The 22551-nt window shown below is 64.7% G+C and carries 21 protein-coding genes; 10 read left to right on the top strand and 11 right to left on the bottom strand.

Annotated elements, in window-relative coordinates:
* Nucleotides 1-17: 17 nt before the first annotated feature.
* The gene (locus L2Y97_RS00395; protein WP_247431489.1) at nucleotides 18-1760 is read right to left on the bottom strand and encodes an MOSC and FAD-binding oxidoreductase domain-containing protein; all 1743 of its coding nucleotides are present in this window, start codon (nucleotides 1758-1760) and stop codon (nucleotides 18-20) included.
* An 82-nt stretch (nucleotides 1761-1842) separates the two neighbouring features.
* Here L2Y97_RS00395 and L2Y97_RS00390 point away from each other — a divergent pair, with 82 nt between their 5' ends.
* From L2Y97_RS00390 to L2Y97_RS00380, 3 genes are all read left to right on the top strand, one after another.
* Nucleotides 1843-2823: a 3',5'-cyclic-nucleotide phosphodiesterase gene (locus L2Y97_RS00390; RefSeq protein ID WP_247431486.1), complete on the top strand. Its 981-nt coding sequence runs from the start codon at nucleotides 1843-1845 to the stop codon at nucleotides 2821-2823.
* Nucleotides 2824-2863: 40 nt separating this feature from the next.
* Nucleotides 2864-3583: an IclR family transcriptional regulator gene (locus L2Y97_RS00385; RefSeq protein WP_247431483.1), complete on the top strand. Its 720-nt coding sequence runs from the start codon at nucleotides 2864-2866 to the stop codon at nucleotides 3581-3583.
* 74 nt (nucleotides 3584-3657) lie between these two features.
* The gene (locus L2Y97_RS00380; RefSeq protein ID WP_247431481.1) at nucleotides 3658-4929 is read left to right on the top strand and encodes an MFS transporter; all 1272 of its coding nucleotides are present in this window, start codon (nucleotides 3658-3660) and stop codon (nucleotides 4927-4929) included.
* Here the strand turns inward: L2Y97_RS00380 and L2Y97_RS00375 are convergent.
* Together L2Y97_RS00375 and L2Y97_RS00370 are read right to left on the bottom strand one after the other, a co-directional pair.
* Nucleotides 4908-6080 (bottom strand): mandelate racemase/muconate lactonizing enzyme family protein, encoded by a 1173-nt coding sequence (locus tag L2Y97_RS00375; RefSeq protein WP_247431478.1) that lies wholly within the window; start codon nucleotides 6078-6080, stop codon nucleotides 4908-4910. The two genes, L2Y97_RS00380 and L2Y97_RS00375, sit on opposite strands and share 22 nt — an antisense overlap.
* Nucleotides 6077-7009 (bottom strand): dihydrodipicolinate synthase family protein, encoded by a 933-nt coding sequence (locus L2Y97_RS00370; RefSeq protein ID WP_247431475.1) that lies wholly within the window; start codon nucleotides 7007-7009, stop codon nucleotides 6077-6079. Before L2Y97_RS00370 ends, L2Y97_RS00375 begins: the two co-directional genes overlap by 4 nt.
* Before the next feature lie 258 nt (nucleotides 7010-7267).
* On the opposite strand from L2Y97_RS00370, the gene L2Y97_RS00365 reads away from it, so the two are divergent.
* From L2Y97_RS00365 to L2Y97_RS00350, 4 genes are read left to right on the top strand one after another with little or no spacing between them, the layout of a single operon-like run.
* Complete coding sequence (locus L2Y97_RS00365) at nucleotides 7268-9970, top strand: TonB-dependent receptor (RefSeq protein ID WP_247431472.1); 2703 nt, start codon at nucleotides 7268-7270, stop codon at nucleotides 9968-9970.
* A 32-nt stretch (nucleotides 9971-10002) separates the two neighbouring features.
* The gene (locus L2Y97_RS00360; RefSeq protein ID WP_247431469.1) at nucleotides 10003-10743 is read left to right on the top strand and encodes an SDR family NAD(P)-dependent oxidoreductase; all 741 of its coding nucleotides are present in this window, start codon (nucleotides 10003-10005) and stop codon (nucleotides 10741-10743) included.
* 9 nt (nucleotides 10744-10752) lie between these two features.
* On the top strand, nucleotides 10753-11664 hold the full coding sequence (locus L2Y97_RS00355; RefSeq protein ID WP_247431466.1) for a 2-dehydro-3-deoxygalactonokinase: 912 nt from the start codon (nucleotides 10753-10755) through the stop codon (nucleotides 11662-11664).
* Complete coding sequence (locus tag L2Y97_RS00350) at nucleotides 11661-12491, top strand: SMP-30/gluconolactonase/LRE family protein (RefSeq protein ID WP_247431463.1); 831 nt, start codon at nucleotides 11661-11663, stop codon at nucleotides 12489-12491. The genes L2Y97_RS00355 and L2Y97_RS00350 overlap by 4 nt, the downstream gene beginning before the upstream one ends.
* Here L2Y97_RS00350 and L2Y97_RS00345 read toward each other — a convergent pair.
* From L2Y97_RS00345 to L2Y97_RS00335, 3 genes are read right to left on the bottom strand one after another with little or no spacing between them, the layout of a single operon-like run.
* The gene (locus L2Y97_RS00345; RefSeq protein ID WP_247431461.1) at nucleotides 12475-13932 is read right to left on the bottom strand and encodes an efflux transporter outer membrane subunit; all 1458 of its coding nucleotides are present in this window, start codon (nucleotides 13930-13932) and stop codon (nucleotides 12475-12477) included. The two genes, L2Y97_RS00350 and L2Y97_RS00345, sit on opposite strands and share 17 nt — an antisense overlap.
* 13 nt (nucleotides 13933-13945) lie before the next feature.
* Nucleotides 13946-15442, bottom strand: a complete 1497-nt coding sequence (locus L2Y97_RS00340) for a DHA2 family efflux MFS transporter permease subunit (RefSeq protein ID WP_247431458.1) — start codon at nucleotides 15440-15442, stop codon at nucleotides 13946-13948.
* On the bottom strand, nucleotides 15442-16509 hold the full coding sequence (locus tag L2Y97_RS00335; protein WP_283248295.1) for an HlyD family secretion protein: 1068 nt from the start codon (nucleotides 16507-16509) through the stop codon (nucleotides 15442-15444). The genes L2Y97_RS00340 and L2Y97_RS00335 overlap by 1 nt, the downstream gene beginning before the upstream one ends.
* A 116-nt stretch (nucleotides 16510-16625) precedes the next feature.
* Between L2Y97_RS00335 and L2Y97_RS00330 the strand changes: the two genes are divergently transcribed.
* Together L2Y97_RS00330 and mug are read left to right on the top strand one after the other, a co-directional pair.
* On the top strand, nucleotides 16626-17255 hold the full coding sequence (locus L2Y97_RS00330) for a TetR/AcrR family transcriptional regulator (RefSeq protein ID WP_247431455.1): 630 nt from the start codon (nucleotides 16626-16628) through the stop codon (nucleotides 17253-17255).
* Nucleotides 17252-17761, top strand: coding sequence for a G/U mismatch-specific DNA glycosylase (mug, locus tag L2Y97_RS00325; protein ID WP_247431452.1), 510 nt, complete (start codon nucleotides 17252-17254; stop codon nucleotides 17759-17761). The genes L2Y97_RS00330 and mug overlap by 4 nt, the downstream gene beginning before the upstream one ends.
* Here mug and L2Y97_RS00320 read toward each other — a convergent pair.
* Nucleotides 17758-19488 (bottom strand): sensor domain-containing diguanylate cyclase, encoded by a 1731-nt coding sequence (locus L2Y97_RS00320; protein WP_247431449.1) that lies wholly within the window; start codon nucleotides 19486-19488, stop codon nucleotides 17758-17760. The genes mug and L2Y97_RS00320 overlap by 4 nt on opposite strands.
* Before the next feature lie 135 nt (nucleotides 19489-19623).
* Here L2Y97_RS00320 and L2Y97_RS00315 point away from each other — a divergent pair, with 135 nt between their 5' ends.
* Nucleotides 19624-20211 carry a nucleotidyltransferase family protein gene (locus L2Y97_RS00315; protein WP_247431447.1) on the top strand — a complete coding sequence of 196 codons (588 nt, stop codon included), beginning with the start codon at nucleotides 19624-19626 and terminating at the stop codon, nucleotides 20209-20211.
* Between the two features lie 8 nt (nucleotides 20212-20219).
* Here L2Y97_RS00315 and L2Y97_RS00310 read toward each other — a convergent pair whose 3' ends face one another.
* From L2Y97_RS00310 to cyoC, 4 genes are read right to left on the bottom strand one after another with little or no spacing between them, the layout of a single operon-like run.
* Nucleotides 20220-20783, bottom strand: coding sequence for a HEAT repeat domain-containing protein (locus L2Y97_RS00310; protein ID WP_247431445.1), 564 nt, complete (start codon nucleotides 20781-20783; stop codon nucleotides 20220-20222).
* A 20-nt stretch (nucleotides 20784-20803) separates the two neighbouring features.
* Nucleotides 20804-21559: a hypothetical protein gene (locus L2Y97_RS00305; protein WP_247431442.1), complete on the bottom strand. Its 756-nt coding sequence runs from the start codon at nucleotides 21557-21559 to the stop codon at nucleotides 20804-20806.
* A 41-nt stretch (nucleotides 21560-21600) separates the two neighbouring features.
* A complete protein-coding gene (gene cyoD, locus L2Y97_RS00300) occupies nucleotides 21601-21930 on the bottom strand; it encodes a cytochrome o ubiquinol oxidase subunit IV (protein ID WP_247431439.1) in 330 nt (109 codons plus the stop codon).
* Nucleotides 21927-22550 (bottom strand): cytochrome o ubiquinol oxidase subunit III, encoded by a 624-nt coding sequence (gene cyoC / locus L2Y97_RS00295; protein WP_247431436.1) that lies wholly within the window; start codon nucleotides 22548-22550, stop codon nucleotides 21927-21929. Before cyoC ends, cyoD begins: the two co-directional genes overlap by 4 nt.
* Between the last annotated feature and the right edge of the window lies 1 nt (nucleotide 22551).

Here is a 22551-nt window from a genome sequence, read left to right as displayed (position 1 = left end):
TCAGTGCAGACTCCGCATCAGAGATCTATTTGCATATCCCCAACCGGCCGGCTGCAACAGATGAGCACGCGGCCTTCGGCGGGTGGATCGGGCGGTTCGTTGGTGTACGCCACGTCGCCGCCGATCAATGCGGTTTCGCAGCTGTGGCACACGCCTGAGCGGCATGACCAACGAACCGGAACGTCGCAGGCTTCGGCCAGTTCCAGGAGGCTTGGGTAGGTTGCGGCGCTCCAGCGCACGGCGATGCCGCTGCGTACGAAGGCGACAATGGGGCCGTTGCTGTCTTCGACAGCAGGTGCATGGGGTGGTTTGCCCTGTGCGCCAACGACACCGGGCTGGAAGCCTTCCTGTGCGCCGAAGAGCTCGGACATCACATCGGGATAGCCGGCTTTCGGAAGCTGTTCGCGTAGCGCCTGGAGAAAGCGCGTTGGTCCGCACAGGTAGATGCGCGCATGGTTTGGGACGCCGAGTGCGATGAGGTTGGCGATTCCGATGTGGCCTTCGATATCGAACGCGGGCGCTTTACGGTCTGTATCAGTCGGCTTGCTGAAAGACAGCAGGTGCTTCGCTTCGGGCAAGGCCTTCAGCAGCGTGTCGATTTCGGAAGAGAAGGGATTGTCAGTGCCGTCTCGTGCACCGTATAGCCAATAGATCGGCCGCGGCGGTGCCGCAGCCAGTTCGTGCAGCATCGACAGTAGCGGCGTGATGCCTATGCCGGCGCCCCAAAGCACGACAGGTCGCTGATCGTCGACCAGGTTGAAGGTGCCACGGGCGGCACTGATACCGAACGTGTCGCCCTCGTGTATGTCATCGTGGAGATAACGGCTGCCTTCGCCGGTGCCTCGCTTCACGGAGATACGATAGCGCCCGTCGAGTGATGTATCGGAGAGCGAGTAACTGCGGATGATCGGTGCTCGCGGCGCGGGTGGCTGCAGGCGCAACACGATGAACTGCCCCGCACGGGCTCTCGGTAGCGGGTGGCCATCGACCGGCTCAAGCACGAAGGATCGAACCAGCGCGCTCTCCTCGCGAATGGCCGTGACGCGCACCTCGCGAAAGCCGCTCCATGCCGGTGGTGCCGACGCAGGTCCACCGAGCGCGACGTTGCCGCTGGCTTCCGGCCCTGCCGCCAGCAACTCCTCAAACGATTGCTTCCATCCTCTGCTCAGGGCCGGAATCTGCGCGGCGCGCTTCAGCCTGATCGGCGACTTGCCAGGCAGGTACAGAAGCGCATCGATCTCGGCGACCGTCATGCCGCTGCCTTCCTGCTCCCTGGCGATGGTATCTCCCGCACCGATGAGGCCTTCCTCGATCACCCGGAAGTAAAACCCCGGGCGCCGGTGCGAGACCAGCAGATTGGCCATGCGCGGCTCGTTCATGCGCAGGGCCACGCGGTAGCAGGTGACCCGCGGCTGGGTCACTTCGAGTAAGGCCTCGCCGATGCGGTAGCGGTCGCCGATGCATACCTCATCATCGGGCAGGCCATCCACGGTGAGGTTTTCACCGAAGCTGCCGTAGTCGAGCGTGGGCCGTTGGAAGAAGGCCTCCCAGTAGCGATAGGACGCCGCCTGGTAAACCATCACCGCGCGGTGCTCACCGCCATGCCCCGCCAGGTCGCCCTGCCCGTCGCCATCGATATTGAGCCGGCGCACCATGACCCGCCCTTGCACAGGCCGTTTCCACACGGCGGTGTGCACGGTCTTCCCTTGCCACTCGATATCTTGCGGAAGGCCGACATTGACGGCGAGTAATACAGCCATGGCGCTGATCCTCTAACCTACCGGGGCCTCAACCTTACGCCCGCGCCCTCGCCTGCGCTTTGCCAAAATCACTACATCGCCCATGACCAGCCTACGCCGCGCATTCGCCGCGCTCTGCCTTGCCACCATGCCATTGGCCACCCAGGCCGCCGAGCCACCCCGCTTCGAAGTGGTCGCGCTGGGTGTTGGGGGTGGGGTCGCCAGCGATAATCTCTCTGGCTATCTGATCCGGGCCGCGGGCGACGACCATTACCTCGCGCTCGATGCCGGCACGTTGGTGACGGGGATCGACAAGGCACGTGCGACGGGTGCGCTGAAGGGCACCACCGGCTACATCCTGCATCAAGGCATTGCGGCTTATTTCATCAGCCACGGCCACCTCGATCACGTGGCTGGCCTGGTGATCGCCTCGCCCGAGGATCATGGGGACAAGCTGGTTTACGGCCTCCCCTCGACGCTGGACGTGATCAGCCGCGACTACTTCAACTGGGAGGCGTGGCCGAACCTGGCCGACCGCGGAAAAGCGCCTGCGCTGGGCTGGTACCACCTCACCGACGAGGCGCCAGGTGCCTGGTTTGCAGTTCAAGGCACCTCGATGTCCGCACAGCTGTGGCCGCTGAGCCACGACGCGGTCGTCTCGTCGATGATCCTGCTGCGCGCGGGCGGCGACTATTACGCCTACTTCGGCGACACCGGCCCCGATGCGCTCTCGCACGGAAAGCACGATCTGGCCGAGGTATGGCAGGCACTCGCGCCGCTGGTCCGTAGCCACGCCTTGAAGGGCATACAGATCGAGGTGTCGTTCCCGAACGATGTGCCCGATGCGAAACTGTTCGGGCATCTCACCCCCACATGGCTGCTGCGCGAGTTGCAGGTACTCGCCGAGGCGAGTGGCGGCAAGGATGCGCTGCGCGGGCTCACCGTCGTGGTGGACCACATCAAGCCCAGCCTCGATGCAGGGCGTGACCCACGGGCGCTGGTCCGTGCGCAACTGGCCACTGGCAACACCCTGGGTGTGCGCTTTGTTGAACCAGCCCAGGGCGAGCGGCTGGTATTTCCCTGAGGATCGCCATTGGCCCCGTGGTACGGCTACTCTTTGCGCCATGCGCGCCAAGCCCAATGCCCAACCCAACCAGAGCCTGATTGACGGCATCCTTACGCTGCAGGCGCTGGCCTCGGCACCGGAACCGATCGGCTGCCGTGAACTCGCGCGCCAGCTCGGCGCGAACACGACACGGGTGAATCGCCTGCTGAAGACGTTGGCTTATATGGGTATCGTGCGACAGACCTCCGATCGGAAGTACGCGCCCGGCGCCGGCATGCACGTGCTGGCGGCGCAGAGCCTGTTTGCGTCGGGGCTTATCCGGCGCGCGCTGCCTGAGCTCGAACGCCTGCGCCGGTTTGGCCACACCGTGGCGATGGGCGTGCTGTGGAACGACAGCGTCAGTTACCTGTTCCATGCACCGCCGGGCATCGAAGCCGCACGCGGCCTCGGCCGTATCGGCCTGTTACCGGCCACTACCAGTGGTATCGGGATCGTGCTGCTGGCTCAGCTGCCCGATGACGAAGTGCGAGAGCTCTACGACGGCAAGGACATCCCGATGTTCCCCCAGGGGATCGAGGGCCTGCTCGCCACGTTGGAGACAACCCGCCAGCGAGGCTACGCGCGCGTGCATGTGGCCGATGAGCGGGACCACCACATCGTGGCGGTGACGACCGGCGATCCGGTGGTCGCCGGCCTCGCCATGTCCGGCTGGATTCCCGAGCACGCCACGGCCGAACTCGTGGAGGCGCTACGCGCCGCGGCGCTGGAGATCGCCTGAGCCCTGCGGCGCTGCGGATTGACCTGTTGCTATTTTAGTAATAGCTTCGATCGACCGGTGGAGGGGGGCAAGGCATGGTGGAAGAGGTGGGGAAAGCGAAGCCCGATCGGTTCCGTTGGGTGCTGCTCGCCCTGCTGTTCGTCTCCACGGTGATCAACTACCTGGACCGCCAGGCACTATCGATCCTTGCAACGACGATCCAGGCCGATCTCTCGATCACGGATGCGGCCTATGCGCATATCGTGCAGGCGTTCCTCGTGGCGTACACCGTCGCTTACCTGCTGGCGGGGCGCATCACCGATTGGCTGGGTTCACGAGTCGCACTGGCCTTGTTCGTCGCGTGGTGGTCCATTGCCAACCTGCTGACCGGCATGGCGCGCAGCGCGTTCGAGCTGGGCGCCGCACGCTTCGCATTGGGCCTCGGCGAGCCTGGCAACTACACCGTCGGCACCAAGGTCGTCTCTGAGCGCTTCAAACCGTCCGAGAAGGGCCTGGCCTACGGTATTTACACGGCGGGTGCCATGGTGGGAGCGACGCTTGCCCCGCCCTTGATTGGCGGTGTCGCGCTGGTCTATGGGTGGCGGGCCGCGTTCGTCGTCACCGGCGCGGCCGGCATGCTTTGGATGGCGGGTTGGTTGTGGTTCCATCCGAAGGAGGCACGCCCCGCAAAGTTGCCCGATGCCGAATCCGAAACGGCACGCTGGGGTCGCGTGCTTCGTGATCGCACGCTATGGACGCTGGTGCTCGCACGCGCCATCGCGGATCCCGTCTGGTACTTCTACCTGTTCTGGTTTCCCAAATACCTCAACGATGTGCGCGGCATGTCGTTGGCCGCCGTGGCGTCGCTGGCATGGGTGGTCTATCTCGCCGCTGACGTGGGCAGCATTGGTGGCGGGGCGATATCGAGCGCGATGGTGAAGCGCGGCATGGAGCCGACGCGCAGCCGGCTCATCGCGATGGCAGGTGCCGCGATCCTCGCGCCGGTCGGCCTTGCGGCAGCGTTTCATCCAGCCCTCTGGCTATTGTTCGCCATCGGATCGGCGGTCGCCTTTGCCCACCTTATTTTCCAGATCAACATCAGCACGCTGGTGGTTGATCTGTATCCGAGCCGCTACATCGCGACGGTGTCCGGGCTGATCGGTGCGGGAAGCGCCCTGGGTGGCATGTTGTCGGCGCAGGTTGTCGCCGGCCTGGTGTCCTCCGGGCATTTCGACCGCAGCTTCGTGCTAATGGCCACCCTGCATCCCATCGCCTTCGGCGTGGCATGGCTCGGCGTGAAGATGGCACCGCGATCGTCGGCCACGATCGTCGCGGTGCCGGCCGCTCAGGTAGCCAATTCGGCGTAGTCCCAGAAACGTGGGCCCGGACGGACGCCGAGACCGGGCCCGGTGGGCAGCACGTAGTGGCCATCCACATAGGCCATGTCGGTCTCGAGTAGCTGCAACGACCGCGCGAACACCGAATGCTGCCACTCGTGGCGCCAGAAGCGCGCCACCGTGCTCGACATATGCAGGCTCGCCGCGAGGAAAAGGCCGGTACCGACGGTGGCGTGGGGCGCCATCGTGACACCCGCGGTATCCGCCAACCGCGCAATGCGCCTGTACTGGGTAATGCCCGCGTGGCCCATCTCAGGCTGGATGAACGCGATGCTCCCGCGGTTCAGGCGCAGCCGCGCATCGTGCTCGGTATACCACTCCTCGCCCGCCGCGATCGGCACGGGCGAGCGTTCGGCCAGCCATGCCAGGCCATCGACATCTTCGGGCTTGATCGGTGCTTCGGCGAAGAAGGGTTGGTATGGCGCGAGGCGTTCGGCCAGGGCAAGCGCGCCGGCGGGGTCGAACTTCCAGTGCAGGTCCACCATCAGCAACGCATCATCACCCAACGCCTGGCGCAATGCGGCTACTTCTTCGACGATGCCTTCCGTGCTGACCGCTGTGTGGATCTTGAACGCGTCGTGCCCCTCCTGCTGGAAGCGAACGGCCATCGCTACCCGTTCTTCCAGGTTTCCCGCGGGCAATCCCGAAAGATAGCCAGGGATGCGCTCGCGTTGGCGCTCACCAAGCATCTGCCACAGGGGTACTCCGTGCGCACGGGCACGCAGATCCCACAGGGCGATATCCAGCGCCGTGATCGCATCGACATGAAAGCCCGAGGTACAACCACGTACACGCATCAGCCCGTACAGGTCGTCCCAGATCGTTTCGACATCCTCGGGGTCGCGGCCGATCAGTTCCGGTACCAGCAGGTCGTTGATGATCTCGGTGGTCGCGCGCGGTGCGCAGATGCCATACGTTTCGCCCCACCCATCGCTGCCGTCATCGCAGGTAATCCGTACGGCGATCGAGCGATCCACGGAGGGATAGATCGTCCCGTTACCCTTGCGCACGACGTACCCACGTGAATTGATCCGCTCGCCGGGCCCGAGCGGCCCGAGGTACGGCGTATCGCGCGGCACGGTGACGATGAAGGTTTCAACCTTGCTGACAGGGCTGTTCATGGGGCCATTCTCGCCGGTTTGCCGGGCACGCGGTCGAGCGGAAGAATATCTGCGATACGCGCAAGCAGGTCGTCCAGCTCGCGTTGGTCCCATGCATCCAGCGTGGGCCCGGCAGCACGCACATGATCGGAACCGATAAGCCCTCGGCGAAGCAGCACGGCCTTGGTCAGTCGCCAGCGAAACACCGCCTGCATGCTAAGCAGGGGCAAGGTGCGTTCAAAAAGATCCCGCGCCCCTTGCAGATCACCCTTCGCGTGCCGGGCCAGCATGGCCACGTGGATCTCGGTGACCTCGCACGCCGGCATGGTGCCGATCGCGCCGCGCTGGAGTTCATCGATCACATAACGCGCGCCCGCGCCACCAAAGACGGCCTCCACGCCAGCGCCGGTCGCTTCCATCAAGGCCGTGATCCGATGGCCCGAAGGCTGCGTTTCTTCCTTGACATAGCGAATGCCAGGTACGGCACTCGCCAGGGCCGCCACCTGGGCCACGCCGAGGCCCACACCCATCGGCGCCGGCGCGTTCTGCAGCATGATCGCAACGCCCGACGCCTCATGGATGTCGTTGAAGTAGGCCGCCATCGCAGCGGGATCACTCGCATGCTTGTGCGGCGTAAGAATCATGGCCGCCACCGCGCCCGCGACGGCGCCTGTCGCGGCAAGCTGCGCGGCGATGGCCGCATCCGCGTGGCTCGCGCCAACAATGAAAGGGACGCGCCCCGCGATCCAGCCGCCGAGCGATGCCGTCAGCTCGATGCGTTCATCCACGCTGAGCATGTCGTACTCACTTGCCAGGCCGGGAAACACCACGCCAGCGGCACCCGCGCCGATGATGTATTCGAGCACGTTGCGCGTGCCGACAAGATCGATCACGCCATTCGCGTGAAAGATCGTTGGAACGATGGGAAAGACACCAGCCAGTTGCGTCATGCGCGGATTTCCTTGGGCGTCGAACGGCGAGAGAAGGGCATCGGCGAAGCGGTTTTCATGCTGCTTTGCAGCAGCGATTCCTTGTCCGGTCGCTCTTGCGTGCCCATCTATATTGCTATAATAGTTACACCATGCCAAGCGAATTCCGGTTGGCAAACGGCGATACACACAGCGACATTCGTGCGAGCGACGGGGAAGAAAGTGGGGCCGTGAACGCGGCTGCTTTCCCGGGGCTCACCACCTCGGGGGAGGAAAAACATGGTTCTTGCTCGGCGTACCATCCTGTCGGCCCTGATCGCACAGGTGCTCTTCGCATCCGTGCCGGCCGTTGCCCAGACAGCACCTTCCACGGCCGATACCGCCCCGGCCAAACCCACGCAGGATGCCGCCGCCCCACAGGGCCAGAACCCGGTCGATCTGGAAGGCGTCACGGTGTCCGGCATCCGCCAGAGCCTCGAGAAATCGCGCGACCTCAAGAAGGATTCGTCGCAGATCGTCGATGCCATCGTCGCCGACGACATCGGCAAGCTGCCCGATTCCAACGTGGCCGAGTCCCTCGGGCGTGTGGCCGGCGTACAGCTCGAGCGCGGCATGGGTGAAGGCAGCAACATCCTGGTGCGTGGCCTCAGCCAGAACGTGTACCTCTACAACGGCCGCGAGATCTTCGACGCGACGGGACGTGGCGGTAACGGCCTCGATCAGCTGAACACCTCCACGTATGGCTTGCTGACGCTGGTTCCCTCACAAGTGATTTCGCGTCTTTCGGTCACCAAGCTGGCCAGCGCGGACCAGGTATCCGGTGCGCTGGGCGGCATCGTCAATATCGAAACGCGCATGCCGCTGAATGCGGATGGTGACCAGAACGTCGTCAGCGTCTCCGGTACGTACAGCAAGCTGGCCCGCAAGGGCGGTGGTGATGGCTTCGCCCTGCTTTCCGGCCGGAACAAGGATGAAACGCTTGGGGCGATGGTCGCGGCCACGTATAGCCACGGCACGGTCGTGCAGCAAGGCCTGGATACGTTTTCGGGCTACTCGCAGTTCACCGATAGCGCTGGCGTGAAGCATTTCGGCAGCACGGATATGCGTGCACAGAACATCGAGGACGACCGCACCAAGAAGGGCGTAAGCGCCATCCTGCAGTGGCGTCCCACGCCGGGCGTCGAGATCGTGGGAGACACGTTTTATTCAAAGCAGACGTCCGATCGTGACCGTTACTGGCTGGCCTTCAATCCCAGCGCGGGCCTGAGCAACGCCACGTACTCGAACCACAATATCCTGCTGGCCGGGCGGGCCACGACACCGATCCAGGCCAACACGGAAATCGCGGATATCGATGCCGACGTCTGGTCCACGGCGCTACGCGGCAGCTTCCACGCCGGTGACCACCTGGATGGATCGGCGGAAATCTCATTCGATCGTTCAAAGGCCGAGTACCACCAGAACTACATGCGCCTGCAGCCAGCGGCCGGCATCACCTCGGTCATCGATTACGACCTGCGTTCGGGCAACTTCGGCAGCTTCAACATCAACGGCGTCAACCTCACCGATCCGAACCAGATGGCCATGTCCATTCTGTTTGACAATGACTATCGCGCGAAAACCGATGCACCCGCGGCGCGTACCGACTGGGTATGGAACTTCGATAACGATAACTGGCAGTCCCTGTCGTTTGGCGCCCGTGCGACCAAGGTCAAGAGCGACCAGGACCCGTTGCGCGCAGATATCCGTCCCACGGGGGGCGTGCCGGCGACGGCGCTGGCCGACTACCTCCGCGTGTACAGCAACAGCAACTTCATGAAGGGCGAGTTCGACGGCCTGCCGCGCAGTTACCTTGGCAGCTATCGCTCGGTGTTCACCGGCTGCGATGCGTTTACCAACATTCCCGCCATCAGCCAGAATGCCCAGTGCCTGGATGGTCGCGACAATGCGCTGGCTTATGCGGGCACGTTCAGTATCGACGAGAAATTCACCGAGGCGTACACCAAGGCGGACTGGAGCTTTAATGCGGGAAGCATGCCTGTGTCGGGCAACTTTGGCATTCGCTACGTGCAGCGCGAACTGGATTCGAAGGGCAACCTGATAACGGCCACCGGCCAGGCCAGCCCGACGGACTACCGAAGCACGACCCGCGAGTGGCTGCCATCCTTCATCGCCAAGTGGGAGATCACCTATCAGTTGCTCGTTCGTGGCGGCGCGGCCCGGGTCGTGGCGTTCCCGAACACCGAGGACCTCAACAACGGCGTATCGCTCAACAACAGCGCCGTGTTCGTCAACGGCGTGCAGGTTACGCCCGGTACCGGCAGTGGTGGCGCGCCGGGGCTGAAGCCGTTCAAGGCCGACCAGTACGATCTCTCGCTCGAGTATTACTACAACGATACCGGGATGGTCTCCGCCGGCCTGTTCTACAAGGATGTCTCCACCTTCATCATCCAGCAGCAGAGTGCCGAAACGATCGGTGGCGTGAACTACTTCATCAACCGCAAGGTCAACGGCGATTCGGCCATGGTGAAGGGCGCCGAGCTATTGGCCCAGGTACCGTTCACCTTCCTGCCCGATCCGCTCGATGGCTTCGGCATGGTCGCCACCTACACGTATATCGATTCGAACACGCCGATCAAGGACGTCAACGGCAGTTCGTTGACCTTCCCCGGCCTGTCGAAGAACAACTACAACCTGATCGTTTACTACGAGAAGGGCCCGTTCAGCTCGCGCGTCGCCTATAACTGGCGCAATCGCTACCTGGTCGGCCTCTCCACCGCCGCCACCGGCATCTACAACGATACCTACAAGGACCTGGCCGCCTCGGTGAGCTACAACTTCACACCGCAGCTTTCGCTGCAGGTCGAGGCCACCAACCTGCTCAACAGCCGCCAGCGCACCTTCGATGGTTACGAGGAAGGCCTGCGCACCAATGTGATATATGGACGCAATTACATGGCCACGGTGACCTGGCGGTTCTGATCCACGACCGTGCACAGCAAGGGGACGTTCGCTTGAACAGCAAGGCATGGGCAGGAAAGGTCGCCATCGTCACGGGCACGGGGAGTGGCATCGGAGCCGCGGTCGCCAGGCGGTTGCGCGAGGAGGGTGTCGCGGTGGCGGGACTCGACCTGGCGCCATCATCGGACGTGTCGCTTTCGCTCAGCGTGGATCTGCGCGATGACGCTGCGGTGCGCGAAGCGGTAGAGGCCACTGCACTGGCGCTGGGGCAAGCCACCATCCTCATCCATTGCGCGGGGATCAGCCCGCCGGGCTCGATCCTCGAGTCGGACGATGCGCTGTTTCGCGATACCTATGACACCAACGTCATCTCTGCTGTGCGCCTGATGCGGCACGTCGTACCGGGCATGCGCGATGCGGGGGGTGGCGCCGTGGTGATGACCACCTCGATCAACGCCCGGTTCGCCACGCCGGGCCTGGCCGCTTATGCGGCAAGCAAAGCGGCATTGGAATCGCTGGTTCGTACCGCTGCGCTGGAATTTTCAGCCTGGCAGGTACGTGTCAACGGGATCGCGCCAGCATCGGTCGATACCCCCATGCTGCGCGCGTCGTTCGAACGGGCTGACGACCCCATCGCCGCACGCGAGGCCAACGTGGGCAGGCATCCGCTGGGGCGGCTTGGAACGGCCGACGATGTCGCGGAACTCGCGATATTCCTCGCCAGCGATGCCAGTGGCTGGATGACCGGTGGTATCTATCCGATTGATGGTGGCGCGTCAGTGACGCGGCGCTAAGGGACTTTCATGGCGCGTGACTTCATTGCGATCAACTGGGGCAGCTCCAATTTCCGTTCCTTCCTCCTGGGTGACGAGGGTGCCGTGTGCGATGCATTTGCCGAACCTGCAGGCATTGCTTCGCTGGACCGATCCGGCATGGAAGCTCAGCTCGCGCGGTTGGTCGCACGCTGGCCCGATGCCGGGATGATTTATGCGTGCGGCATGGTCGGCTCCAACGTGGGCTGGGAGGATGCCGGCTACGTGGCATGCCCTATCGGCCTGGAAGAGCTGGCCGCTCGGCTGCACCCGGCGACGATTGCCGGCCGCACCATGCATATCGTTCCCGGTCTTGCATGCCGCCGCGCGGTGGATAACGCGCCGGACATCATGCGTGGCGAAGAGACCGAGCTGTTCGGCCTGCTCAGGGCGGGGCGCTTGCCGCAAGACGGCATCGTCGCCCTGCCCGGCACCCACGGTAAGTGGGTAAGGATCGAAGGGGGCAAGGTGCAGGAATTCATGACGGCCATGTCAGGGGAAATCTTCGACCGGCTGACGGCGGCCGGTATGCTGGCGTCGGTCGTGGCCGCACCCGCCGCAACTGGTGCCGCGTTCAAGGCGGGCGTGGATGCCGGCTTCAAGCGCCAGCCTGGGCTGGGTACTGCGCTGTTTGGTGTGCGCGCGCAGGTCATTCGGGGCGATCTCGCCCGCGACGATGCGGCGTCGTATCTGCGCGGCCTGCTTATCGGCTCGGAACTGGCCGATGCGCGCGCGATCTACCCACTGGAGCCAACGGTGACCCTGGTCGGTGCGGCACCGGTATGCGCGTTGTATGCCGCCGCCCTCGCACACGTCGGCATCGGTTCGCAGGCGGTCGATGCTGCCGACGCCACGGCACAGGGGTTCGCCGGTATCCACGCAGCACGGCGCGCACTCGCATGAGCAACGTCCACCTCGCCGCACAGCCGCGGGCCCTGGTGGGTGAATCGGTGCGGGTGGATGGCGACGATATCGTCTGGCTGGATCCGCCGGGACATCGGCTCCTGCGGTGGAGCCCGCCCGAGGGTCGGCTGACCGAGACGCCGCTGGCCCATCCGTTGTGGTCGTTGGGTCAACGTCTCGACGGTGGCTGGGCAGGCGCGGGCGAGGATCGTTTCTTCGCTGTCGATATCCGAAGCGGCACGCTCGAAGCGGGGCCGCTCGCACCTCTCGCGGCGGGCTGCCGCTTCAACGATATGACCGTGGATGCCTCGGGCGGCTTGTGGACCGGTTCCATGCACCGCGGGCTCCTGCACACACGGGGTGGCTTGTTCCATGCGGCGTCACCCATTGCCGACGTGCAACCGGTGGCAGCCGGGCTCGGTGTGGCGAACGGCATGGCGTTCGTGCGCCATGGCCGCTCGTTGCTCGTCATCGATACGCTGAGCCGGACGTTACTTGCGTACCCCGTGCATGATGGCCACGCATCACTGGGCGAGCCGACCGTGGTCACCGATTTCCTCGCTTGCCCCGGCAAACCGGATGGCATGGCTATCGCACCGGACGGCAGCGTGTGGGTCGCCATGTGGGGTGGCGGCGCCATTGTGCAACTCGCCGCCAACGGCGCCGTGGAGCGATCGATCGCGATCCCCGCGCCCCACGTCGGCAGCCTGGCGTTCGATCACGAAGGCACCGCCTACGTCGCCACCTCGCGCGCGCGGCTGACCGAAACGACGTTGTCAGCGTACCCGGGCTCAGGTGGCCTCTTCGTTGTCAGCGGGCTTTTCTGAGAAACGCGTTCTCGGACCGGCCACCTAGCGCGACGGTGAGCTGCACCGCATCGAGGTACTGCGCCGTCCGCGCCTGCACCTGGCCGATCAGCGCGCGCTGGCGGGCGCGCTGCGCGTCCAGTACCGCCAGCACGCTGGCATCGCCGGCGCGGAAGCCTTCCTGGCTGAGCTTCAGGCTGGTTTCGGCGGCATCGAGTGCACGGCCTTGTGCCGCGTATTCCTCCGCGTCGTGGCCGATGCCCTGCAGTACGTCGGCCACCTGACCAAGCGACGAAAGCAACGTCTGCCGGTAGTTGGCCAGCGCGGCGTCGTAGGCATCGACGGCACCGCGGCGGTTTGCCTTCAACGTACCGCCGTCGAAGAGCGGGCCGGCGAGCGAGCCGATAATGCCCCACAAGGTCCCTACACCAGCGCCAGCACTGGCCTGGGTAAGCGCACCGGAAAGCTGCAGGTGCGGATACATGTCAGCGGTCGCCACGCCAATCGCTGCGCTGGCAGCATGCAGCTGCGATTCCGCTGCCAGGATGTCCGGGCGCTGGCGGGCGAGTTCCGAGGGCACGCTCAACGGCAACTCGACCGGCAACGTGAAGTCGGCCATGTCGAAATCCGGCGGTACCCAGTCGGCCGGGCCCTGGCCCGCCAGCACGGAGAGTGCGTGGCGCGCCACGTCGCGCTGCTGGGCCAACGGCGGCAGCAGGGTCTCATCCTGTGCCAGCTGGCTTTGGGCAAGGGCGATATCCGCCTTCGTCGCGCTGCCGTAGCGCTGCGCCGCCGTGACAAGTTCAAGGTTGTGCCGGTCCGTCGCCAGCAGATCTTCAACGGCGACGATCTGCGCGCGTGCGGACGCCAGCTTGATGGCTTCGGTGACGACATCGCCTGTCACCGTCAGGTACGCCGCATCGAAATGATGGCGCTGCAGATCGGCCAGCGCCGTGGCTTCCTCTACCCGGCGGTGATTACCGCCGAACAGGTCGAAGTCGAAACTGACCGAGGGTCCTACCGAGTAAGCGTTGGATGTCGCGCGCCCCGCACCGAACCCCGTGCGCTGGCGGCCCGCATCCGCGGCGAAGCCCACCTGGGGATACAGCGCACCGCCCGCCGCGGCGATGGCTTGGTTCGCCTGCGCGATGGTCGCGTTCGCGGCATCGAGGCTGAGGTTACCCTCGATCGCTTTCTGCACCACGTCATTCAGCCGGGGGGATTTGAACAGCGTCCACCAGTCGGCATCGACCTTCGCATCGAAGCTTACCTTCGGTGCGGTGTCCGCGCTTGTGTGATCGAGCTTTTGCTCTGCCGCCACATCGTAATGCGCGGAGGCGGTGTCACCCGGGCGCTGGTAGTCCGGCCCGACCATGCACCCGCTCAGGAGTGCCAGCGTCGCGCCACCCAGCACCGCGGCGAGCGCGGTGCGCCTTGCATGGAACAGTCGTGCGGTTTTCATGTCAGTACCGGGGTTAGTGACCAGCGCGCGGCTGGCGAAGGAAGAAGATGAGCGGGCTGACGGCCAGCATCGCCACGAACAGCAGCTTGAACTGGCCGATGACGGCGACCATGGCGGCCTGGCCGGTCGCGCCTTCGTTCAGCGCGGCAAGCGCGCCGCCGCTCGTCACGGCCGATACGTGGGCGAAGGCGCCATACGGCCGCAGGTGTTCGGCAAGGGCGCTGTGCATGCCTTGCGTATTCATGAAGAAGTACAGCTGCACCACGGCGACGCCGAGCGTGCTGCCGTAGAGGCGCGCAAGGTTGAACAGCACCGTGCCGTGCGCGCGCAGCGCAGGCGGAAGGCTGCCGAATGTTGCCCGCGTGATCGCTGGCATGAGCACGCCCAGCCCGGCGCCCTGCAGCAAGCCCGCCATGCCCACCGCCCAGCCATCCATGAGCGGCGAATAGCCCACCATGCGCCAGTTGCCGAGCGTCACCAAGGTGACACCGCCGATCAGAACGAGGCGGCTATCGATCCGCGGCGATATACGCCACGTGGCCAGCAGACACACCATCATGCCGATGCCGCGCGGAATCGTTAGCAGGCCTGCGGCATCACCTGGATAACGAAGCAGTTCTTCCAGCATCGGCGAGGTGAGCGCCAGCGTCGGCAGTAACACAAAGCCGAACACGAAGTAGAGGATGCTGCCCAGCGTGAAGTTGCGATGGCTGAAGAGTGCGCGGTCGAGGTAATGGTTTGGCCGGGTGAAGATATGCACGAGGTACATCCACATACCCAGTGCCGCGGCGGCGGCCTCGATACGAATCTCGGTGGATGCAAACCACTCCAGCCGTTGGCCGCGATCCAGCAGCATCTGCACGGCCGTCAGGCTGATCGAGAGCATCGCCCAGCCGAGGAAATCGAATGGCTCGCGCGTCGTCGGCCTGCGTTCGCGCAGGAACAGCGCCACGACCGTGATGATGAAGAGCACCAGGGGAAAGCTGACGTAGAAGATAGCGTGCCAGCCGAACGCTTCGCTGAGGAAGCCACCGATGGAAGGTCCGCTCAGGATGCCCAGCGTGCCTGTCACGGCCCAGGTCAGGCCGATGCGGCCATGACGCAGCGGCGGTAACTCCGACAGGAGGATCGACATCGACAGTGGCGCCAGCGTGCCACTGGCCGCGCCTTGCACGATGCGCGCGCCCACGAACTGAAGCGGCGTGGTCGCGAGCACATCCAAAACGAGGCCAAGCATGAACAGCGCCAGCGAAAGCAGGTATATCGTCTTCCTGCCGATCCGCGCCGCCAGCCAATGCGTCAACGGCATGACCACAGCGCTCGCGGCGATGTAGGAGGTGAACACCCAGCCCACCTGGTCATCCGTCATCGACAAGCCACCCTGTAGCCGAAGCAGGGCTGCATTGGGGATGGAGATATTGACCGCCTGCATGTAGGTCGCCAGCAGACCCGCCAGGATGAGCATGCGATGCTCCACCGGCGAATGCGTGGCGGTGTTGGCGGCGTTCATTACGGGGCCCCCGCCACGCGGTCAGGCGCGCTGGATGTGGTCGTATCCACGTTGACCAGCACACTGATGCCCGAATACAACGGCCACTGCGGGTCGGTATGGTCCAGCTCGAGCCGCACCGGCAGGCGCTGCACCACCTTCACCCAGTTGCCCGTCGCGTTCTCCGGCGGCAGCACGGAGAACTCCGAGCCCGTGCCGGGGCTCATGCTGGCAACGCGTGCGGTGAACACGTGGCCGGGGTACGCATCCACGCGGAGGTTCGCGCGCTGGCCAGGGCGCATGTTCGTCAGGCTCGTTTCGCGGAAGTTCGCTTCGATCCACACATCACGGCTGGAGATCAGCGCGAACACCGGCGCGCCCGCGTTGACGAAATCGCCGGCCTGCACGTCATCGACGCGAGCCACCGTACCCTCGTCCGGTGCGGTAACCGTCGTGTAGGAGAGATCGAGCCGTGCGCGGTCAAGCTGGGCCTGTGCTTCGCGCACACTCGGGTGACGCTCCACCGGAATGGCCGGGTCGCCAGCAAGGGCCGCGATGGTGTTGGCGACATCTTCCTGTTCAGAGGCGATGTGCTGTCGGCTGACCTTCAGGTCGGTTTCGGCACGCTCGTACGTGGCGCGCGATGCGTAGTCGGAGGCGAGCAACGCCTTCTTGCGGTCGACCTCGCGCTGGTTGAAGTCCGCCGAATCCTTCGCCGACTGCAGCTCCGCCAACTGGTGCCGGTAGGTGGCCTTCAGGCCTTCCACCTTCAAGCGTGTACTCGCCAGCTTCGCCTCGGCGGCATCGACCGTGATGCGGTACGGCGCCGGGTCGATCCGCACGAGGACCTGGCCCTTGTGCACCGCCTGGTTATCGACCACGGCCACCTCGAGCACCTGACCGGGCACGCGGGCGTTGATGGCCACCTTGGCGGCACGCACATACGCGTCGTCAGTCTCCACCTGGCCGGCGCGGTTGTAGTGATACGCGATACCCCCCAGCGCGAGCAGGGCCGGAACGCCGATCATGAGTGCCCAGCGGGTGGCGCCAGAGCGGGTGGGTCGGCCGTCTTCTAGGTGCGAGTTCATCGTAACTACCTGTTTCAGCGAAGGTTGAGCGGGACAGCTAGCGTGGCCATCCGCGCAGTTGAATTTTGTACGTCACCGCATAATATGTACGGGCAAGACAGCCTTCAAGGGTTTTTATGCAAGATCGAACAAAAACTACCGAGGCACCGAAGCGCCCCCGCGGGCGCCCTCGCGCCTACGAACCGGAAACCGCCCTGCGGCATGCCGCCGATGCCTTCTGGCGCAGCGGCTATGCCGGCACGTCGCTGGACGACCTCTCGGCGGCCACCGGCATGAATCGGCCGAGCCTCAAGGCTGCGTTCGGCGACAAGCACGACATCTACGTTCGCGCGCTGGGCGACTACTGGGATCGAAAGTTCGCCCTGATGGCCGAGGTGCTCGCACCCGGCAAGCCGCTCGACGAGACGCTGATGCAGGCGTACGACGCCGCGCTCGGTATCTATTTCTCGGGCGAAGGCCAGCCACGCGGCTGCTTCGTCGTGGGTACGGCGGTGACCGAGGCGCTGGAAGATCCGGTGGTGCGACAGATCGTGAGCGACGGCTTCATGGGTCTCGACGAGCGGTTCCGCGCACGGCTTGAACAAGCCGCCGCCGATGGCGAGCTTTCCGCGGGCGCGGATCCCGAGGCATTGGCCCTGCTGGCATCGGCGACGATGCACACCATTGCCATTCGGGCGCGTGCCGGCCGGTCGCGCGATGAGCTGCACGCACTCGCACGCAAGGCCGTGAACGCTATCTGCCGATGAGCACCCACCTGCCCGATGTGATCGCGCCAGGGCTTGCCGTGCTGTTCTGCGGGATCAACCCCGGCTTGCTCGCCGCTGAGACAGGGCATCACTTTGCCGGGCGCTCGAACCGGTTCTGGCAGGTGCTGCATCGGTCGGGCTTCACGCCCACGCTGTTTGCAGCCGAAGAAGGCCACCGCCTTCTCGAGGTGGGTTGTGGCATCACGGCCGTTGTTCGCCGGCCGACGGCAGGAGCCGGTGAACTGGGGCGCGACGAGTTTGCGTCCGCCGCTGCACCCTTCAACGCCATGCTTCGGAAGTACAAACCACGCTACATCGCTTTTCTTGGCAAGACGGCGTATGCGGCGCTTACCGCGCAACGCGACGTCGCGTGGGGAAGACAGGCGGTGCTCATGCAGGGCTGTATTCCCTGGGTGCTTCCCAACCCCAGCGGGAGGAATCGCAGCTTTACGCTGGAAGCGCTGGTGGGCGCGTATGCGTCGTTACAGCAAGCCGCCTTTCCCTAGCGGACAGCGTGCCGCGCCACGGCACGGTGCGCATAGAGCTGGTCATCAGCCCGTGCGATGACCTGATCGACGGGTTCCTCGGCATGGGCTTCAGCCGCGCCTAGACTCAGTGACCACGGGCTGGTGGCGAGCGCGCGGCGTAGCCGCTCCAGCACGCCACTCACCTCGTCCGCCCTGTCGATCACCATCAGGAATTCATCGCCGCCCATGCGCACGACGACATCGTTCGGGCCGCTGCAATCACGCAGCTGCTGGGCTACGGCGACAAGGATTTCGTCGCCCCGCGCGTGGCCGTAGGTGTCGTTGATGGATTTGAAGTGATCCAGATCGACCACGATGCAACCCCATGCGGCGCGCCCCTTGCTGCGCTCTTCCAGCTGGGCCAGGTAACGCCGGTTCATCGCATGGGTCAGCGGATCGCGGGTGGACCACTCAATCAACGTGTTCTCGTAGCGCCGCTGTTCGGTCACATCCTGTGCGTGGCCGAGCACGTAAGGCTCATCGGCGTCTTCATCCAGCACGTTCTGGTAACGCCAGTAGCGCAGCGAGCCATCCGCGGCGACCAACTCCAGGATGCCCATGGCGATGCGCTCGGCCTGTATGCGTTGCAGGTAGCGATCCAGCTGCGCACGCCGTTCGGGCAGCATAAATTCCTTGAGGTTGGCGCCGAGCATGTCACCGATGTCGTAACCGAGCGACGCCGCGGCGGAGGGATTCACCGAGAGCACTTCGCCCTGCAGGTCGTGCGTGCAGATAAGCCCCAGCGAGTACTGGAACAGTTTGCGGTAGCGTCGTTCGCTGGCTTCAAGCGCCAACGTAGCCATCTTGCGCTCGGTCACGTCCTGCACCGCACCGGCCAACCTTACGGCGACACCGTTTTCCCGTTCGACGCCGCCCACCGCACGCATCCAGATGGCCCGCCCCGTGGCGGTCATCATCGGCACGGTCAGGTCCCAGGGAATATCCATGCGCTGCGCACGGTCCATGGCTTCGCCGAGTTCGGCCTGGGCTTCGGGCGAGAAGAACGACAGCGCTTCATCGAGCGTCGGTTCGAACCCCGCGGGCAAGTCGTGGATGCGGCAGGTCTGTTCCGACCATTGCAGATGTTTCGTCTTCAGGTCGAGTTCCCAGCCACCCACACCTGCGACACGGCCGGTCCGTTGCAGGAATTGCTGCTTCTCGTCGAGCTCGCGCTCCAGCTTGCGTGCGCGCACGGCTTCGGCGCGGGCGACCTCGCGCTGGTGGATCAGGTCGGCCCGCTGTTCCAGCGCCATGGAGGCCGCGGCGGCCAGGTGGCTGAGAACGCGGATCTGGTCGGGGCGAAGGGCGCGTGGCTCGCGGTCGATCACGCAAAGCGAACCCAGGTGCGTGCCGTCGGTTAGCGTCAGGGGTACGCCGGTATAGGCCCGGATGTTCGGGTCACCCACAACGAGCGGGTTATCGGCAAATCGCGGATCCAGCCGCGCGTCGGCGACCTGCACCGCGGCCCCGGCGCGAACGACATGGTCGCAAAAGGCATATTCGCGGGGTGTCTCGCTTACCCCGGGTAAACCGATATTCGCCTTGAACCACTGCCGGTCCCGATCGACCAGGCTGATAAGCGAAATCGGCATCCCGGTCACTTCGGCGGCGGCCCCCACGAGGGCGTCGAAGAAGTCTTCGGCGTCCGAGTCCAGCACGGCCAGGTTATGCAGGCGCTCCAGGCGCTCGAATTCGGTCTGCGGCATGCCAGGGTTCCGTCGTCCGGGACAGGCTAGCCGATGATCTTCGGGCGATGTGAAGCCTGCGTCTCGGTATGACAAGCAGGTGCCATGCCCGCGTGCTAGCGTTTACGGCAAGTTTTTCGTTCGACCGGATCTGGCATGCGAGCACGTGGGGAACATGACGCGGTAGTACTTGCCGCGGGGGGTAGCAGCCGGCTGGGCCGGCCGAAGCAGTTGCTGACCATCGGCGGGGAGACCCTGCTGCAACGGGCGGTGCGGCTGGCCAAAGGCACCTGCCCCACGCGCCTTCTCGTCGTACTCGGCGCGCATGCGGAACAGCTCGCCCCCCTGGTCACCGGCACCCCCATCCTCTTCAACCCCACCTGGGAAGAAGGCATGGGTACGTCTTTGCGGCGGGCCGCCACGGCGCTGGCGGGGCGACCTTACCCGGTGCTGATCACCGTGGTCGACCAGCCCTGCCTGACCCAGGAGCACCTGGACAAGCTGTTCGTCTGCTATGACGGCAGCTGCGACGTGGTGTCTGCGTATGGCGATGCCATGGGCCCCCCAGCGCTGGTACGCCCCGAGACCATGGCGACCGCCAGCACGCTGCAGGGCGACACCGGCTTCCGCCGCCTGTGGGTGGGTGCCCACCCGGCGGCCGTACGCAAGGATGCCCTCGCACGCGACCTCGATACCCCTGAAGACGTCGCGGAGGCGATCGCGGCGGGCTTGTTGGACGGCTAAGGCCTGAATCAGGCGCCAAGGCCGCGGAGGTACGCCAGGCTTTCCAGGGCTTCCTGGCGAACATCGGGATCCGTATCGCGAGCGAGACGCTCCAGTGCCGCCACCGTTTCCGGTGACTGTTCCAGCAGATCCAGCTGGTAGGCCACCAGGCGCCGCACCTCGGCCGACGTATCTGTCTCGACGCTCAGCACAGCGTCGCGCGCCTCCGGTCCGCCCAGATGACGGAGCGCGGATATCGCCGCCAGCCTGACGTCCACGTCCGTGTCCTCAAGCAAGTGGCCGAGCACCGGAAGCGACTCACTCCGGAATGGCCGATCGGGTGTCCCGAATTGCCCGAGCACATAGGCGGCGACCTCGCGACAATACGCTTTGTCACTGTCAGCCAACGCGAGCACGGCCAGAAAGACCGCCTGGTCACCGCCCGAAAGGTGCAGCAGAAACGCGGCCGACGAACGAACGATGACGTCTTCGTTAGAGAGGAAGCGAACCAGTTCAGTAGGCGAAAGGTCACTCATGCCCTTCCGCACAAAGTGCCGGGATAGCAAAATTGCCTCGTCGTCGCTGTCGAGCATGTCGCCTACCCCTCAGTCCGTCACGCCAACTTCCATAGTATGGCAATCCCCATGCCTTCTTCGGCAAGACGCTTGAGCGCTATCGGCTCGATGACGGGCCCACCATCGAATGCGAACTGGATATGCTCGCATACAACGACGTTGCCGCTTTCAGCGAGCGGCGCTACGCTTATTCGCGTGAGTGCATGTTCGAGACCTTCGCCAAACCGATGCCACGTCTCCAGGCCCTCTGCGCCCGGGCCGTCGACCAGGTAAGTGTTGATTTTCTTCCCCGGTTCATCGAACCAGAAGCGATAAGCATGCCCTGCGGCCGCCGGCAGGTCGTCCGCTTCTCCCGCCTGCGGAGCTGACGGAGCGAAGGCAGACTCGGACGAAGGAAAGTAGTTGTCGATGTGAAGGGAGACACCGATCCCAGCCAATGCCTTCACGAGTTCCGCACGCAGATAAACCATCGACGGCGGGTTGTCGTGGAAACAACCACACCACCAGTACGCCTGCCCCATGGCACCGTAACGGGAAAGTGGCCGCTGCGCGCCCCTGAGTGCCCCGGCATGCGTGGCCAGTGCCTCCTCCAGGGCGGTCCAGTCCGTATGACCGCTCGCAGGTTCAACGGGATATTCCCAACGATGGAAATCCAGCGCGTTCCGATGGCCACTGGCCTTGCGCACGATATGCATATGATCGCCCTGCACGCCAAGTTCAACATCGAGCAACGCGGGATCCGCGTCATCGATATCGATGCGCAACGTGCAGGTGAAGCGGTCTGGAGTGGCCATGGAGTCCCTTCACAAGCCATGTGGGTCAGGTTGGGCGGATCTTACGTCGGCATCATATTCGCGTCCATGTGGTACATGACCCAGACCGAGCCAACAATCGTGATCACCACGATGATGGCAGTGAACAGAAACGAGAGCAGGGTCCAGCCGCCTTCGCTTTTGGCATCCACGTGCAGGAAACACACGACGTGGACCACGATCTGCACCAGGGCGAACGCGAAGATGGTGGTGATGGTCGCACCGGGGCTGGAGAGCACCCCGGTCATTACCAGCCAGAACGGGATGGCCGTGAGCAGGATGGAGAGCGCCGAGCCGATGACCAGGCTGCGCTTGCTGCCGTGGCCGTGCGCTGTGACGACGTGTGCGGTCACCGGATGACTCCCAGCAGGTAAACGAAGGTAAAGACGCCGATCCAGACGATGTCGAGGAAGTGCCAGAACATGGACAGGCACATCACGCGGCGGCGGTTGTCCTCGGTGAGGCCACGCTTGCCGATCTGCATCAGCAATACGATCAGCCACACCAGGCCAAAGGCCACGTGGGTGCCGTGAGTAGCCACCAGGGTAAAGAAGCTGGATAGGAACGCGCTGCGGCCGGGGCCCGCGCCTTCACCCACCAACGTCGCGAACTCGTGTAGCTCCACGCCCAGGAACGCTGCGCCCAGCAGGCCCGTGATAGCGAGCCAGACCATCGTCCGCCCGGTACGCCCCGCTGCCATGGCCAGCATCCCCACGCCAAACGTGATGGACGAGGCCAGCAGCAAACCGGTATTCACCGCCACGAGCGAAAGATCGAACAGCTGCTTCGGGCCGAGGCCGCCGGCGTAATTCCGGCTGAGCACCCCATACACCGCGAACAGCGAGGCGAAGATGAGCGCATCGCTCATCAGGTAGATCCAGAAGCCGATCATCGTGGCCCCGCCACTGTGATCGTGCTCCTCCCGTGCATGCCACACCCGTGGGCCGGCCTGCGTCGTTACCGTGGTGCTCATG

Source organism: Luteibacter aegosomatissinici (assembly GCF_023078495.1).
Classification (GTDB): Bacteria; Pseudomonadota; Gammaproteobacteria; order Xanthomonadales; family Rhodanobacteraceae; genus Luteibacter; species Luteibacter aegosomatissinici.
The sequence above is the reverse complement of the archived record's forward strand: the minus strand, read 5'-3'. Positions and strand labels throughout refer to the sequence as shown.

What these genes read in the sequence shown, in the direction of transcription:
- cyoC (WP_247431436.1), bottom strand. Translation starts at nt 22,550, where the DNA reads ATGAGCACCACGGTAACGACGCAGGCCGGCCCACGGGTGTGGCATGCA.
- L2Y97_RS00330 (WP_247431455.1), top strand. Translation starts at nt 16,626, where the DNA reads ATGCAAGATCGAACAAAAACTACCGAGGCACCGAAGCGCCCCCGCGGG.
- L2Y97_RS00315 (WP_247431447.1), top strand. Translation starts at nt 19,624, where the DNA reads ATGCGAGCACGTGGGGAACATGACGCGGTAGTACTTGCCGCGGGGGGT.
- L2Y97_RS00390 (WP_247431486.1), top strand. Translation starts at nt 1,843, where the DNA reads ATGACCAGCCTACGCCGCGCATTCGCCGCGCTCTGCCTTGCCACCATG.
- L2Y97_RS00310 (WP_247431445.1), bottom strand. Translation starts at nt 20,783, where the DNA reads ATGCTCGACAGCGACGACGAGGCAATTTTGCTATCCCGGCACTTTGTG.
- L2Y97_RS00370 (WP_247431475.1), bottom strand. Translation starts at nt 7,009, where the DNA reads ATGACGCAACTGGCTGGTGTCTTTCCCATCGTTCCAACGATCTTTCAC.
- L2Y97_RS00340 (WP_247431458.1), bottom strand. Translation starts at nt 15,442, where the DNA reads ATGAACGCCGCCAACACCGCCACGCATTCGCCGGTGGAGCATCGCATG.
- L2Y97_RS00380 (WP_247431481.1), top strand. Translation starts at nt 3,658, where the DNA reads ATGGTGGAAGAGGTGGGGAAAGCGAAGCCCGATCGGTTCCGTTGGGTG.
- mug (WP_247431452.1), top strand. Translation starts at nt 17,252, where the DNA reads ATGAGCACCCACCTGCCCGATGTGATCGCGCCAGGGCTTGCCGTGCTG.
- L2Y97_RS00305 (WP_247431442.1), bottom strand. Translation starts at nt 21,559, where the DNA reads ATGGCCACTCCAGACCGCTTCACCTGCACGTTGCGCATCGATATCGAT.
- L2Y97_RS00375 (WP_247431478.1), bottom strand. Translation starts at nt 6,080, where the DNA reads ATGAACAGCCCTGTCAGCAAGGTTGAAACCTTCATCGTCACCGTGCCG.
- L2Y97_RS00320 (WP_247431449.1), bottom strand. Translation starts at nt 19,488, where the DNA reads ATGCCGCAGACCGAATTCGAGCGCCTGGAGCGCCTGCATAACCTGGCC.
- L2Y97_RS00395 (WP_247431489.1), bottom strand. Translation starts at nt 1,760, where the DNA reads ATGGCTGTATTACTCGCCGTCAATGTCGGCCTTCCGCAAGATATCGAG.
- L2Y97_RS00350 (WP_247431463.1), top strand. Translation starts at nt 11,661, where the DNA reads ATGAGCAACGTCCACCTCGCCGCACAGCCGCGGGCCCTGGTGGGTGAA.
- L2Y97_RS00385 (WP_247431483.1), top strand. Translation starts at nt 2,864, where the DNA reads ATGCGCGCCAAGCCCAATGCCCAACCCAACCAGAGCCTGATTGACGGC.
- L2Y97_RS00365 (WP_247431472.1), top strand. Translation starts at nt 7,268, where the DNA reads ATGGTTCTTGCTCGGCGTACCATCCTGTCGGCCCTGATCGCACAGGTG.
- L2Y97_RS00355 (WP_247431466.1), top strand. Translation starts at nt 10,753, where the DNA reads ATGGCGCGTGACTTCATTGCGATCAACTGGGGCAGCTCCAATTTCCGT.
- L2Y97_RS00335 (WP_283248295.1), bottom strand. Translation starts at nt 16,509, where the DNA reads ATGAACTCGCACCTAGAAGACGGCCGACCCACCCGCTCTGGCGCCACC.
- L2Y97_RS00345 (WP_247431461.1), bottom strand. Translation starts at nt 13,932, where the DNA reads ATGAAAACCGCACGACTGTTCCATGCAAGGCGCACCGCGCTCGCCGCG.